The organism is Micromonospora sp. WMMD980 (assembly GCF_029626035.1).
Classification (GTDB): domain Bacteria; phylum Actinomycetota; class Actinomycetes; order Mycobacteriales; family Micromonosporaceae; genus Micromonospora.
Genome location: NZ_JARUBE010000003.1, coordinates 3,057,158 through 3,069,973 on the forward strand (window position 1 = coordinate 3,057,158; position 12,816 = coordinate 3,069,973).

Genomic DNA, 12,816 nt, shown 5'->3' on the forward strand with positions numbered 1-12,816 from the left:
TCAGTCGTGCCAGGCCCGCTCGCCGGCGCGCAACGGCACGTCCACCCGGTTCTCCGGCGGGGCGAGCGGGCAGGCCCACCGGTCGTCGTAGGCGCAACTGGGGTTGTAGAGGTAGTTGGCGTCCAGCCGGACCCGGTTCCCGGGCAGCACGGTCAGGCCCCGCCCGAACGTGCCCTTCACCGTGTCGGTGAGGTAGCGACCCCCGCCGTACGACCCGTCCCCGCAGCTCGCGTCGCGCAGCGGCACGAACAGCCCGCCGCCGTACGCGTCGATCCACCAGAGGGTGAGCGGCCCCCAGGGCGTCTCGGCGACCGCCACCCGGCGGTAGTCGACCACCCCGTCCGGGCCGCCGGTGTCGATGCTCAGCCCACCCGAGGCGGGCCGCAGCGGCGCCTCGACCACGGCCGCCGGGTCGGGCGGATACCAGCGCAGCCCGGTGAACCCGGCCCGCTCGGCGGCCGGCACCGGACTGCTCGGGTGGCTGCCGAACAGCGCGTCCCGGGCCGTGCGGAACCCACCCAGGTCGAGGTCGGACAGGTAGAGCCCGGCCACCCGCTCCCGCCAGTCCACCACGTCGAGATCGTCCACCCCCCGACCCTACCCACTCGCTCTTCCCCACCGCCCCACCTCGTCGATCTTGCGGTTTCGGCCCCACCGACGTCGGCTTCGTCCTGTTGCGCCCAGGCCGAAACCGCAAGATCGATGCCGGGGGTGGGGGGTTACGGGTCGGTGGTCAGGCGGGCGTGTAGGTGTTCGTCGTGTCGGTGGCCGTCGCCGTAGACGTGCGACTCGCGCAGGGTGCCCTCCAAGGCATAGCCGGCGCGCTCGGCGACGCGGCACGAGGCAGGGTTGGCCACCGCGTGGCACAGCTCGATGCGGTGCAGCCCGTGCTCGCGGAAGCCCCAGGCGGTGAGCACGGTCACCGCCCGGAGCGCGACACCCCGGCCGCGCGCCTCGGCCGCCGTCCAGTAGCCGATCGACGCGTTGCCGCCGCGGATCTCGTTCAGCGACACCGCGCCCAACAGCGCTCCGGCGTCATCGGTCACCGCCAGCGACAGGCGGGTGCCTGAGCTCCGGTCGGCGCGCCACCGCACCCAGTCCAGGGCCCTCGCCAGATCGGTGACACCCTGGCCGTTCCACCTGTCGATCGCGGGATCGGCGAGCGCGGCCAGCACGGCGGGGGCGTCGTCGTCATGCCAGGCGCGCAGTCGGAGACCCGGCGCGGTGAGCTTCACCTCGTCCATCCGACGGATGATGGCACGCCGCTCCGACGCATCGCGACCAGCCTTTCGCTTCAGATTTCAACGAGGCGTCTTGGCGCTCGGTCTCAAGCTTGAGTCTCGGCAGGCAGGGAGACTTGTTTAAATTTTAATTAGTGCTACTCTTCGGGGCATGACGGAGAGCCTGGACGCGGAGCGGACGGCGTGCTGGCGCGCCTACATCGAGTCGAGCCAGCGGCTGTTCACCCAACTGGAGGACGACCTGCGCGCGGACAGCGAGCTGAGCTTCGCCGACTACCACGTGCTGGTGCTGCTCTCCGAGGCGCCCGGGCAGCGGCTGCGCATGGGCGAGCTGGCCGACCGGCTGGTGTTCTCCCCGAGCCGGCTGACCTACCAGATCACCACCATGCAGAAGCGCGGCCTGGTGGCCAAGGAGTCCTGCCCGGCGGACCGGCGCGGCAGCGAGGCCGTGCTCACCGCGGCCGGCCTGCTGGCCCTGCGCGAGGCCGCGCCGCATCACCTGCGCTCCGTGCGCGCCCACCTGATCGACGATCTCGACGACGCCGAGGTCGCCTGCCTCACCCGGGTCTTCGAGCGGCTCGGCCGGCGCCTGCGCGCCGACCGCGTCGCGTCGTCCACCCCGGCCGACAAGTAAGGAGCCCGCGATGCCCGCGATCACCGTCGACGACGTCCTCGTCCTGCTCCGGCTGCCGAAGCTCGACGAGTCCACCAGCTACCGCCCGGTCCGCCGGGTCACCACCGCGCCGAGCGGCTACGAGGGTGAGGGCTTCCCGGTCCGCCGGGCCTTCGCCGGGGTCTCGATGACCGATCTCGACCCGTTCATCCACCTCGACCAGATGGGCGAGGTCGACTACGCGCCGGGCGAGCCGAAGGGCACCTCGTGGCACCCGCACCGGGGCTTCGAGACGGTGACCTACATGATCGACGGGATCATGGACCACCAGGACTCGACCGGTGGCGGCGGCACCATCACCGACGGCGACACCCAGTGGATGACGGCGGGAGCCGTCATGCGACCAGGCGCACATTAAGAATTGTGCGCGAGCCGACTTACGGGAGTGCGTGAGTCGGCTCGTGCGTGTGGCGTCTCACCCATGCTGCCCACCAACCCGCAAGCGCCCGCCCTCGGCCGCGCCCGGCTCCGCGCGAGCCTGTACGTCCGACTCAGCAAGAGCGCCGACGACGCGAACACCTCGCTAGAGAACATGATCAAGGAATGCCGCGAGCTTGTCGCCCGGGAGGGCTTCGAGGAGGTCGCCCTTCACGTGGACGACGGTATCTCGGGCGGCGTCCGCGACCGCCCCGAGTTCATCGCCTGGCTGAACGACGCCCGCCACGGCCGCGCTGACGTGCTGGTCGCTCACCACGTCGACCGCATGACCCGCGAGGGCCTGAACGTCGCCGCGATGATCCTTGACGTGCAGGAAGGTAAGGACCACGCCACCGGCCGCCAGATTCACGCGCCTGTGCGGCTCATGGACACGAAGGGCATCGACAGTAACAACGGCGTTGCCTTCCGAATCCTGTTCCTGATCAAGGCCGAGACGGCGCGCGAAGAGCGCCAGCGAATCAAGGAGCGGCAGGCCGGGCGGGCGACCCGCCTGCGGCTGGCCGGACGCTGGCCGGGTGGTGAGGTGCCCTTCGGCTATCAGATCGTGGAGGCGGCCGACGGCAAGGGAAAGACGCTCGCTCTGCTGAACAAGGAAGTTGACGCCTTGGAGGGCTGCGCCTCTCGAATTCTCGACGGGCACACCCTGAGTCGCACGGTTCGATGGATGAACACTCACGGCGTCAGGCCGCGCCGCGCGCCCGAGTGGTCACGGGTGACGCTGCGGCAGGCGCTCACCGGCGATCACATCCTGGGCCGCGTCACCATCGGCGGCGTGGTCCAGAGGGACGCCAAGGGCCGCGCCCTGACACCGTTTCCGGCCGCGCTGGACCTGCCGACCGTGGTCGAGCTGCGGAAGGCGCTCGACCCCTCCCCCGACCCGCGCAAGCGCACCGGTCGCAAGCCGGCCCGGCTCGCCTCGCGACTCATCGAGTGCTCGGGCTGCGGGCACCTGCTGACCGTCGCCCGCACGAAGACGGCCTACCGGCCCGCTGGCCGCCCGGAGGAGGTGCGCCGGTACGAGATGGTCGCCTACCGGTGCCAGCGCAAGGCAGAGGGCAAGCTGTGCGACCGCCCGGTACTCGTCTCGGCGCTGCCCTTCGAGGCACACCTAGAAGCCCGCTTCAAGGCGGACTTCGGTCACTCCCCGATGGTCGAGCGGCGGGTGATCGTGGCCGACGACGGGGCCCTGACGGCCCTAGAAGACGATGTCGCCGCTGTTCTGGCGTCCCTGGCGCAGTCGGCCACCCCGGAGAACTTCGCCCGCCTGCAAGCCCTCCAAGCCGAGCGGGACACCCTCGCCGCCGCTCCCCGTGAGCCCGACGTGCGAAAGGTGCTGCTCGGGCACACGCTCAGCGAGGAGTGGGACCTTCGCGACACCGAAGGCCGACGCGAACTGCTGGCCGAGGCGTACGCCGCGCTGATCCTGAAGCCCGGCAAGCGGGGCGGTCGCGGTCACTTCGATCCGGCCCGGCTCGTCGCGATCCCGAACGAGGGCGAGCACGACCCCGACTACTAGCGTGTAAACGCGTGATACGACTCACCAGAGACGCCCTCGGTCATCCGCCGGGGGCGTCTCGCATGTGCGCGGGGTGACGCGGGGGTGACGGGACGCGTCCGAGTCCGGCCCGAGGATGACGGAAAGACGAAAGTTTCGTCATTCCCTATTAGTGCTTCTGGAGGAGGAGGAGCCCTAGAAGCGGAATAGAGAATGACGAAACTTGCGTCACTGCGCCATCCGCCCGCCAGGAACCGTCCCGAACGTCCCCCGAGGGCGTCACCGCCCGATGCTTACGCCCTGGTAGACCCGGGTACCGGCCTGACCAGCCAACCCACCCCCGGAGGTCGCCGTGAGCGCAACCGCACTCGCCCTCGCCCTTGCCCTTTCCCCCACGCCCGCCCCGACGGACGTCCCCGGGCCGCTCGGCCGCGTGGTCAACGGTGTCACGGGCACCGTCGGGGACCTGCTCGGCGCGGAGCCCTCCACCGCCGCCCCTGCACCGTCCACCGCCGCGCCCCGGGCAACGTCCGCACCCGCCCCCGCGAAGCCGGCAGCGACCCGCACAGCGGGCACAGCACCCGCGCCCGCGAACGTCGCCCCGGCTGTCCCTGCGCCAACGCCTGAGCAGCCCGGGGCCGTTCGGCCGGAGGCCGTGAGCGTGCCCGTGCCATCCGGCGCGGCGTCGGGCGGTGCCCCGCTGCCTGTTCGCGCTTCAGCCCCGGCCCCGGAGAAGGTCACCGCGGCCTCCGGCCCGCCGCTGACGGTGGAGTCGACGCGGACGGTCTACGTCGTCGGCCTGGCCGCGCTGGCGCTGCCTGCGGGGTGGTGGGTGCTGCGCCGCCGCCAGTCGCGCGAGACGCCGTCGGCCGCCGTCTACGAAGAGGCGTACGAGCTGGGCCGCGCCGACGAGCGGGCGACGGTCGAGCAGCCGGCCGCGAAGGTGCTTCGGCTCCCGCGTCACCGCGCGTAGCCCGGACATGCGAAAGCCCCCGACGTGTGCCGGGGGCTTTCGTTCGTGCTGGGTCAGCCGACGGGGCCGATGCGCTTCGCGTAGTCCACGAAGCCTTGCCAGGTCGCCGGCTCGAATGCCAGCGCCGGCCCGGTCGGGTCCTTGGAGTCCCGCACGCCAACGACGCCGGGCAGGTTGTCCGCTACTTCAACGCAGTTACCGCCGCCGGAGCCGCTGCGGGATGACTTGCGCCAGTGAGCGCCGATCAGGTCCACGAGTTCACAACTTCCTTCATCAGCTCGATTGACTGGCGGCGGGGTAGGGCCTCGTTGCGGACCGTCTCCCACCTTGACATCAGAGTATCCACATCGGCGGGTTTCTCGACGACCACCCCGCCAAGCTGGTTCTCCATCTCCCCTAGCCACGTGTGCTCGGGCGAGCGCGCGAGGCTGAAGGGCCCGGTCAAGCCGACGTGCATGCTGATGTCGTCTGGCAGCACGTGCACACTGATGTTCGGTCGTTCGGCGAGCGCAATCAAGTGCTTTATCTGGCCGGCCATGACGTGCCGGAAGTCTTCCCGCGCCCGGCGTAGCACCGCCTCGGCGATGACCGCGATGAACTGCGGCGCGTTGCCCCCGGTCAGGATCGCTTGCCGCTCCATCCGGTCGGCAAGCCTACGGTCGACCTCTTCTTCGCTGAGGGTGTCGTCGCACCGGATGACGGCTCGGGCGTAGTCCTCCGTCTGTAGCAGGCCGGGGACGAGCGACGGTTGCCAGCATCGGAGCTGCGTCGCGGCGCGCTCCGCATCCAACCAGGGCAGGAACCACGACGGCACGCCCAGCTTCTCCACCAGGCGCTCATACATGCCCCCGTTGTTGAGCGCTCTGTCGCCGCCCTTGATGAAGTCCATGGTGAGGGCGCGCGTGCCGCCCTCCACGGCGCTGACGTGCGACGCGCTGAAGCCTGCGGCCCGCCCGAACGCTTCTTGCGTCATCCCGGCGGCACCCCGGGCCCGGCGGATCTCGCTGACGATGAACAGCGCGAGCGGGTGCGGCAAGTCAGCCATCAGCGGTCCCCAAACCTTGAGATCAACTATTCACGCCTCTACAGGTCGGCGACTCGGCCGCCCGGTCCTGCCCACCTGCGCGAAGGGCCTTCCGAGGGTAGCGACATCCACACCAGAGTGTCACTAACGGAACCGCTTGCGGAGTACGCGCCGGGGGCGGAACCGAGCGGAGCCGTCTCGGGAAGGGGCGGGGCGGCTCCGCTTTCTCACCGACACGAAGGAGGCCAGCCGTGCGACTTCGGTTCTGGCGCTGTGACCCCGATTCGCCGAAGCCCGGCCCGCGCCCAGCACCGCAGCGCCCGGCGTGGGCGACCGAACCCACCGGATTCTTCCGGCCGCTGAACAACGGCCGCGCGGGCAACCTGACGCCGGCCCAGACGTTCCGGGCGAACGGGGGCCGGTGGTGATCTCGTCCATGCTTCCGTTTCCGTCCGCAGGCCCCACCCCGAACCGGCCCCGCTACCGCACTGAGACGGCCTTGCCGCACACACCGATGCGTCCGGGGTGGGCGTGCCGGTCATGCGGCAACCCGTGGCCGTGCGCAGACGCCCGCCTTCTGCTCCGCGTCGAGTACGAGGACAACCCGCCCGGCCTGTCGATCTACCTGGCTGGCCTCATGTTCGAGGCAATGCGGGACCTGTATCACCTGAACCCGCACGACGGGCTGAGCCCGCCCGAGATGTTCGAACGCTTCGTGGCGTGGGGCCCGTTCCGGCGTTCGATCGTGGGCCGGTCCTGATGGCGCGGCCGATCCCGCCGAGGGAGCGCGGGCCGCCCGTGGAGCCTGAACCGCGCACGCAGGCTCCCAGGCTTCTCCCGTCGCGTTTCAACAACCCCCAACCCGTCTCGGTTAGGAGACGCACATGACTCCCACGAACCTCCGTAAGAAGATCGTCGCCGCAGGCGCGACGCTCGCCCTGTCGGCCGCCGGGATCGCCGCGACCGCCCAGCCGGCGGCGGCGCAGCCCTCCGTCACGCCGGGAAGCACCGTCGCCGGCATGACCTACACCGCCGGAGTGCTCAGCGGCTCGGGCACCACGAACGGTTGGAGCAAGGGCCACATCTACATCCACGGCTACCGCTACCAGCCGAACGGCGCGCTCGACGGCCAGTACGACAACGACTGCACCAACAGCACGTACTGCACCCTGCCCACGTGGGCCTTCTGCCCGGTCGTTCCGGGCACCTGGCGGTGGGTCGTGCGCGGCAGCGGACCGGGCGGCAGCGCCTCGGACAGCAGCTACGCTGTCGTCGTCTTCTGAGGTCAGCCGGCAGGAGTAGAGCATGACGCAGGTACCCCGGGTCAGCTTCACAGTGTGGGACGTGGACGAGGCTTCACCACTGCCGCCGGAGGTCTCGACCATCCGAGTTCACGCGGTCACCGTCGCCGTCGGGCTGACTCGGGGTGCCGACCCCGGCGAGGGGGCCGGCGTCACCGTCTGGTCCTTCGCTCCGCGCACGTCCGACGAGTACCCCGGCTGGTTGAAGCATCACGCGGCGATGGCCTTCGTGGCTCCGTACGCTGCCGCACTGGGTGTCAGTCAGCATGAGGCGTCCGACAGGGTCAACGTCGCCATGCGTGAAGGCGAGCCCACCACTCTCACCGTCGACGGCGCACCCGTGACCGCCGCCGTCTACCGGCTTCATGGCGATTGGCGGGTGACAGCGTCGACGGAGCCGGGCGTGCCCCTGGCCGTCGCGTCCAGTGGGCGCGAGCATCCGGCGTCCTTCCGCGCTACCTGATCCACCCCTAACAGACCGCCCGCCCTGGGCCCGTCTCCTTCCCCCGTGGGAGACGACCCGGGGCGGGCTTCGTTTTGCCCTGAACACCTCGGGTGCCGCTGGCCGACTGGCTTGATGTCCAAGCCACATCGGCCCGAGGAGGCCCCCCATGCTGAAGCCCGCTACCGCCGCGCTGGTCGAGCGTATGCACGAGGCGAACGCCGCCGACCACCCCTTCGTGAACGAGCCGGGCCTGACGCTGGCGCAGCACGAGGCCACCGCGAAGGCTCTGCACGACCTGGCGGACGCCCTGGCCGTGCTGGGCACCGACCGCCGCAGCGCCGCCCGGTTCTGCGGCATGTTGGACGCCATCGCGAGCGCGGCCACGTACGCCGCCGTTCAGGACGCCATCGCCGGGGCCGGTGACAACTGATGCGCCTTGCTCAACTGGACATCGCCGACGAGTTCGACGGCGACGACGACCTGCGCATCACGCCGGACGGCCGCTACAACGTCTATCTACACCGCGACGAGGTCCGCGAGCTGCGCGACCACCTCTCCGGGCTACTCGGCGAGGCTCCCCCTGTCGCCCCGAAGGCGCTCGCGGATGCGGTCCGGCGGGTGGGCGACGAGATGCTGACCGAGGGCAACGCGCTTGCCGCCCGGCCGTTCGTCCGGCTGGCCGCGCTGCTCGACGAGGGTCGCCTGTGATCGCCCGCGTGATGCGCGCCGTCGTGGTCGCCCTGGTCGCGAGTTTCACTCTCGCGGCGGTGCTGCTCGCCATGGCCGCCGCCTGGATCGCCGTCTTCGAGCTGTCCGGGGGTGCCGCATGACGCCTGATGAAGCCCTGATCCGTGGTCGCGAGTACGTCGCAGAGGTCGCGAAGCTCACCGACGAGCCCGCGTCGCCCGACAAGCTCGCTGACGTGGCGCTGAGCGTGGCCGCGTTCCTGGTCGAGTACGGCGAGCCCGAGGCGGACGACGAGGCCCCGGCGCAGCTCGATATCAGCGAGGCCATGCCCGCCGGCCCTGCCCGCCGGGTGATGTGCAGCGCGACGCCCGGGGACTTCGCCTACGTCCGGTCGGGCCGCGTCGGTGCCCGCCCGTTCGTGCACGTCGAGGTGCACAGCGATGGCGAGTTGGCGGCCGTGGCCCTGGCGCTGGCCGAGGCTCGCGCGTACGCCGCCGGCATCCTGGACGCCTGCGACGAGGCCGAAGGCGGGTCGCCGCTGCTGGTTTTCCAGCCTCGCCAGGAGGCCGCGGAGTGACGGCCCCGGACCCGCGTGAGGCCCGCCTACCGAGGTGGGTTCAGGACAAGCTCGTGAGCCTGCGCCGACGAGTTGCAGATGCCGAGGCCGAGCGAGACGCGGCCCGTCTCGCGACCGACCCAGAGGCGTCGTCGGCGGTGCTCGACCAGTACGCCGACATCCCGATCGGCTTGGGCCGGCACGCCCGCGTCACGTTCAAGCTGGCCGACCTGAACGTGACCATCTACCGCGATGACTGGGGCGCCCTTCAGGTCATGGGCAATCAGCCGTTCGCCGTCCACCCTTCCGCCTCCAACACCGTCGAGATCGCCCCGAGGAGTTCTGAGTGAGCAAGGTCGCCGCCGTCATCGGTTCCGCTGTCGCCCTGGTCGTCGCCGCGCTGCTGCGAGTCGCCCTGGTCGCCTTCGTCTTCATGGTCGCCGTCGGGGTGGTCCACGCGCAGTGGCTCACCGACATGCCGACCATCGGCTACGTCGGCGCGCTGGGCGTCTCGCTGGCGCTCATGCTGGTCCGGGTGGTCTTCGCCACCGGGACGGACGACAAGTGACTACCTGCGCCTGCGGCGTGGCCTGGACGGGCCTGAGCATCGCGCACTGCGGCACGTGTCACTGCACCTTCAGCGCCGTCTCGACGTTCGACCGGCACCGCACCGGAAACGTCAACACCCGGCGCTGCGTCCCGCCCGAGTCGGTCGGGCTGGCCCGCAACCGGCACGGCGTCTACCGGACACCGTCGGACCTGGAGCCGGTTTCGTGACGGACCCGCTCGCCGAGCTGGCCGCCGAGGTCGCCGAGCGGTACGCCCTGGACCCGGCCGACTTCGCCGACCGCGTCCGCCGCCAGCTCGCCCGGCGTATCGCTCGGGGCCGGCTCCCGTACAAGGCGTGCGGGGTGTGCCGCCGCGACCTGCCGGCGCGGGCGTTCGCCGAGCGACCAGACCGGCCCGACGGCCTTCGCTCCGTGTGCCGTGCGTGTGCTGCGTCCCGCGACCAGGGCCGCGAGCGGTAGCGCGGTACCAAGCTGGCCGACTTGTTAGGTGTAGGGAGAGACGCGTTTACACGCGCTCTCACCCGCACCCGCTGCTAGCCCCGTTACCTACGACCGGTGTGCCCCTGGGGACCGGCTAGGTAGCGGGGCTGTATGCGTTGAACGCCTCGGGCGCTGCGCCACCGAGGCTCTGACCTGACGCCCCGGGCGTGCGCTCCCGATTCGGTCGAGTGCCCCCGGGGCGTTCTTCGTACCCGGGGGGTGGTTGCTGTGGCATGGGAGGGCTCAGACCGCAGTGCCCGCCTCCCCTCCGACTGGGCAGTACGACGCCTGCGCATCCTGCGCCGTGACGCGTACCGCTGTCAGGTACCGCTCGAATCTGGCCCGCGCTGCCTCGCGCCCGCTGGCGAGGTCGACCACATCGAGCGTGGCGACAACCACGAACCCGAGAACCTGCGCGCCATCTGTCGCTGGCACCACGGCAAGAAGACAGCGGCCGAGGGCAACGCCGCACGCCGGCCTGCCGCGTCGCGCCGTCGTCCGCCCGAGCAGCATCCCGGATCGCTCTGATCTCACGGACGGTGACTGCCGATCGAGCCGCGAGGGGTGGGGGAGGGCCCCCGGCCCGCCGGCCCCGACACCGGGAAGGCATAGCGCCTCCCTGTGCGTACGGGCAGTGAGGTCACAACGACCCGCATCGATATCGCGCACCGTAACCACCCCGGGAAGACCCCGCGCGCCTCGCTTCGACCACTGGGAAACCGCACGGCCGGCCGACCCGGCGCAGCGGGACGAATCACCGACCGGGGTGAGAGGTGCGTTCCCGCCGAGGTGGGAGAGGCGCGCGCCCCATCTCCGTTTACACGCCCTGAGAGGAGGTCCCGCCATGGCCCGAGGCACGATGCACGCCCCGAAGCCCGACGGTCAACGCCGCCGCCGCAACGCCCCCGCCCACGGCGAGACCGTCCTTCCCCGCGATGGCGAGCTGCGCGGCCCCGAGCTGGCCGAGCTGACCGGCGGTCGGGCCTTCAGTGACGGCGTGCTCGCTTGGTATGACGTGTGGCGGCGCTCGCCGCAGGCTGCCGTCTTCGAAATGACCGACTGGCTTCGCCTGGCGCTGCTGGCGCCCATCGTCGAGGGCTACCTGAAGCGTCCCTCGGCCGCCGCGCTCTCCGAGATCCGCATGAACGAAGAGCGGCTTGGGGCGACGGTGGTAGACCGGATGCGCGCCCGGATGCGCGTCGAGGATGACGACCTGGACGAGGGCGACGAGGGCCTGCCGGCCGGCGTGACGAGCCTGGACGAGCGGCGCGGCGACATCCGCCGCCGGCTCGCGTGAAGGCCGTAACCACGATCCCCACCTTCCCCATGGACGGGTCCGTGAAGACCCTCGGGTGGGGCGTCATCGACTGGATCGAGGGGTGGCTACTTCAGCCCGACGGCGAAGAGGCCGGCGACCCCTACCGCATGACGCGGGAGCAACTGAACTTCGTCCTCTGGTTCTACGCCGTGGACGACCGAGGCCGCTTCATCTACCGCCGCGCGGTGCTGAGGAGGGCGAAGGGCTGGGGAAAAGCCCGTTCCTCGGTGCCTTGTGTCTGGCTGAACTGTGCGGCCCGGTCAGATTCTCCCACTGGGACACCGAGGGTGAGCCCGTAGGCAAGCGCCATCCGGCCCCCTGGGTCGTGATTGCGGGCGTCTCCGAGCAGCAGACGGAAAACACCATGGCCGCCATCCGGTCCATGGTCGAGGAGTCCGACCTTCCCGCCGCGATGGGCTGGCCGAAGGACGCGATCGGTAAGACGCGGATCTTGCTGCCAGGCGGCGGCAAGCTGCACCCGATCACCGCGTCTTCGAGCAGCCAAGAGGGCGCTCGGCCGAGCTTCGCCGTGATGGACGAGACGCACCACTGGACAGCGTCCAACGGCGGGCACGCCCTCGCGAAGGTGATCCGGCGCAACCTCGCCAAGAGCCGCGACGGCATGGCCCGCGCGATCGAGACGACCAACGCGCACGCCCCCGGTCAGGACACCGTCGCCGAGATTTCCTATCTCGCGTTCCTGTCGATGACCGAGAAGCGGACGCGCGGCAAGGGCCTGCTCTACGACTCCCGCGAGGCCCCGGGGCATGTCGAGCTGGCCGACCGCGATCAGCTCATGGCCGGACTGGCTTGCGCCTACGGCGATTCGAGCTGGGTCGACTTGGAGCGCATCGCTGAGGAGGTCTACGACCCGGCGACGCCGCCGGAGGAGGCCCGGCGCTTCTATCTGAATCAGATCGTCGCGGCGGCCGATAGCTGGGTCGCCCCTCACGAGTACGACGCGAACCTGCGCGAAGACCTGGCCCCGCTCGCCGACGGCGACACGGTGACGCTCGGATTCGACGGAGGTCGTACGGACGACTCGTCCGCGCTGGTCGCGGTCCGCGTGTCCGACGGGGCCCCGTTCCTGCTCGGCCTCTGGGAGCGCCCGGAGGGCCCGGCGGGTCTGGGCTGGGAGGTCAATCAGGACGCCGTCCGGGACATGGTCGACAACGCGTTTACACGCTTTGACGTGGTCGCGTTCTTCAGCGATGTCGCGCTCTGGGAAACGGACGTGGACCGCTGGCGCGAGCTGTACGGCGAGCGGCTGCTGATCAAGGCGACCACCCGGCACGCCGTGGCCTGGGACATGCGCGGCCACCAGGCCGACACAGTCCGGGCCGTCGAGGCGCTACACCGCGCGTTCATCGACGGCGAGGTGCCGCACAACGGCGACCAGGCGCTACGCCGACACGTCCTGAACGGCCGCCGCCGGCCGAACCGCTGGGGCGTGAGCTTCGGCAAGGAGACGCGCGAGAGCACGAAGAAGGTCGACGCCTTGGCCGCCTTGGTGCTGGCCCGCATGGCGCGAGGTCGCGTGCTCGGCGAAGGCGTGCTCTCCAAGCGCCGCAAGCGCACCGGCCGTCTGTACGGCTTCTGACCACTACCCGCCTTCG

Annotated in this window: 21 protein-coding genes and 1 pseudogene; 18 read left to right on the forward strand and 4 right to left on the reverse strand. The window is 70.8% G+C overall.

Annotated features, from left to right (window positions below; all coding sequences use genetic code 11):
- Both O7618_RS14170 and O7618_RS14175 read right to left on the reverse strand, forming a co-directional pair.
- On the reverse strand, positions 1-588 hold the full coding sequence (locus O7618_RS14170) for a DUF1684 domain-containing protein (protein WP_278106552.1): 588 nt from the start codon (positions 586-588) through the stop codon (positions 1-3).
- A 131-nt stretch (positions 589-719) separates the two neighbouring features.
- Entirely contained in the window at positions 720-1,244 is a 525-nt protein-coding gene (locus O7618_RS14175; RefSeq protein WP_278106553.1) for a GNAT family N-acetyltransferase, read from the reverse strand.
- A gap of 148 nt (positions 1,245-1,392) precedes the next feature.
- Here O7618_RS14175 and O7618_RS14180 point away from each other — a divergent pair, with 148 nt between their 5' ends.
- From O7618_RS14180 to O7618_RS14195, 4 genes and pseudogenes are all read left to right on the forward strand, one after another.
- On the forward strand, positions 1,393-1,875 hold the full coding sequence (locus O7618_RS14180) for a MarR family transcriptional regulator (protein ID WP_278106554.1): 483 nt from the start codon (positions 1,393-1,395) through the stop codon (positions 1,873-1,875).
- 10 nt (positions 1,876-1,885) lie between these two features.
- Positions 1,886-2,248: pseudogene (locus tag O7618_RS14185) on the forward strand (pirin family protein); the annotation flags it as partial.
- A gap of 87 nt (positions 2,249-2,335) precedes the next feature.
- On the forward strand, positions 2,336-3,868 hold the full coding sequence (locus tag O7618_RS14190; protein WP_278106555.1) for a recombinase family protein: 1,533 nt from the start codon (positions 2,336-2,338) through the stop codon (positions 3,866-3,868).
- A 640-nt stretch (positions 3,869-4,508) separates the two neighbouring features.
- The gene (locus tag O7618_RS14195) at positions 4,509-4,820 is read left to right on the forward strand and encodes a hypothetical protein (protein WP_278106556.1); all 312 of its coding nucleotides are present in this window, start codon (positions 4,509-4,511) and stop codon (positions 4,818-4,820) included.
- Between the two features lie 53 nt (positions 4,821-4,873).
- On the opposite strand, the gene O7618_RS14200 is transcribed toward O7618_RS14195, so the two are convergent.
- Together O7618_RS14200 and O7618_RS14205 are read right to left on the reverse strand one after the other, a co-directional pair.
- Positions 4,874-5,074 (reverse strand): DUF397 domain-containing protein, encoded by a 201-nt coding sequence (locus tag O7618_RS14200; protein WP_278106557.1) that lies wholly within the window; start codon positions 5,072-5,074, stop codon positions 4,874-4,876.
- Complete coding sequence (locus O7618_RS14205; protein WP_278106558.1) at positions 5,065-5,865, reverse strand: helix-turn-helix transcriptional regulator; 801 nt, start codon at positions 5,863-5,865, stop codon at positions 5,065-5,067. The genes O7618_RS14200 and O7618_RS14205 overlap by 10 nt, the downstream gene beginning before the upstream one ends.
- A 415-nt stretch (positions 5,866-6,280) precedes the next feature.
- On the opposite strand from O7618_RS14205, the gene O7618_RS14210 reads away from it, so the two are divergent.
- From O7618_RS14210 to O7618_RS14275, 14 genes are all read left to right on the forward strand, one after another.
- Positions 6,281-6,604, forward strand: a complete 324-nt coding sequence (locus tag O7618_RS14210; RefSeq protein ID WP_278110010.1) for a hypothetical protein — start codon at positions 6,281-6,283, stop codon at positions 6,602-6,604.
- A gap of 124 nt (positions 6,605-6,728) precedes the next feature.
- The gene (locus O7618_RS14215) at positions 6,729-7,127 is read left to right on the forward strand and encodes a hypothetical protein (protein ID WP_278106559.1); all 399 of its coding nucleotides are present in this window, start codon (positions 6,729-6,731) and stop codon (positions 7,125-7,127) included.
- Positions 7,128-7,149: 22 nt separating this feature from the next.
- On the forward strand, positions 7,150-7,608 hold the full coding sequence (locus tag O7618_RS14220; RefSeq protein ID WP_278106560.1) for a hypothetical protein: 459 nt from the start codon (positions 7,150-7,152) through the stop codon (positions 7,606-7,608).
- A gap of 148 nt (positions 7,609-7,756) precedes the next feature.
- Positions 7,757-8,020, forward strand: coding sequence for a hypothetical protein (locus O7618_RS14225; RefSeq protein WP_278106561.1), 264 nt, complete (start codon positions 7,757-7,759; stop codon positions 8,018-8,020).
- Positions 8,020-8,298 (forward strand): hypothetical protein, encoded by a 279-nt coding sequence (locus O7618_RS14230; RefSeq protein ID WP_278106562.1) that lies wholly within the window; start codon positions 8,020-8,022, stop codon positions 8,296-8,298. The genes O7618_RS14225 and O7618_RS14230 overlap by 1 nt, the downstream gene beginning before the upstream one ends.
- Positions 8,295-8,420, forward strand: coding sequence for a hypothetical protein (locus O7618_RS14235; protein ID WP_278106563.1), 126 nt, complete (start codon positions 8,295-8,297; stop codon positions 8,418-8,420). The genes O7618_RS14230 and O7618_RS14235 overlap by 4 nt, the downstream gene beginning before the upstream one ends.
- Positions 8,417-8,854, forward strand: a complete 438-nt coding sequence (locus O7618_RS14240; protein ID WP_278106564.1) for a hypothetical protein — start codon at positions 8,417-8,419, stop codon at positions 8,852-8,854. The genes O7618_RS14235 and O7618_RS14240 overlap by 4 nt, the downstream gene beginning before the upstream one ends.
- A 53-nt stretch (positions 8,855-8,907) precedes the next feature.
- Positions 8,908-9,183 (forward strand): hypothetical protein, encoded by a 276-nt coding sequence (locus O7618_RS14245; protein ID WP_278106565.1) that lies wholly within the window; start codon positions 8,908-8,910, stop codon positions 9,181-9,183.
- Positions 9,180-9,401 carry a hypothetical protein gene (locus O7618_RS14250; protein WP_278106566.1) on the forward strand — a complete coding sequence of 74 codons (222 nt, stop codon included), beginning with the start codon at positions 9,180-9,182 and terminating at the stop codon, positions 9,399-9,401. Before O7618_RS14245 ends, O7618_RS14250 begins: the two co-directional genes overlap by 4 nt.
- Positions 9,398-9,610 carry a hypothetical protein gene (locus O7618_RS14255; protein ID WP_278106567.1) on the forward strand — a complete coding sequence of 71 codons (213 nt, stop codon included), beginning with the start codon at positions 9,398-9,400 and terminating at the stop codon, positions 9,608-9,610. Before O7618_RS14250 ends, O7618_RS14255 begins: the two co-directional genes overlap by 4 nt.
- A complete protein-coding gene (locus tag O7618_RS14260) occupies positions 9,607-9,861 on the forward strand; it encodes a hypothetical protein (protein ID WP_278106568.1) in 255 nt (84 codons plus the stop codon). The genes O7618_RS14255 and O7618_RS14260 overlap by 4 nt, the downstream gene beginning before the upstream one ends.
- A 249-nt stretch (positions 9,862-10,110) precedes the next feature.
- Complete coding sequence (locus O7618_RS14265; protein WP_278106569.1) at positions 10,111-10,410, forward strand: HNH endonuclease signature motif containing protein; 300 nt, start codon at positions 10,111-10,113, stop codon at positions 10,408-10,410.
- A 316-nt stretch (positions 10,411-10,726) separates the two neighbouring features.
- A complete protein-coding gene (locus O7618_RS14270; RefSeq protein WP_278106570.1) occupies positions 10,727-11,179 on the forward strand; it encodes a hypothetical protein in 453 nt (150 codons plus the stop codon).
- A 385-nt stretch (positions 11,180-11,564) separates the two neighbouring features.
- Complete coding sequence (locus O7618_RS14275; protein WP_278106571.1) at positions 11,565-12,800, forward strand: terminase; 1,236 nt, start codon at positions 11,565-11,567, stop codon at positions 12,798-12,800.
- The last annotated feature ends 16 nt before the right edge of the window (positions 12,801-12,816 follow it).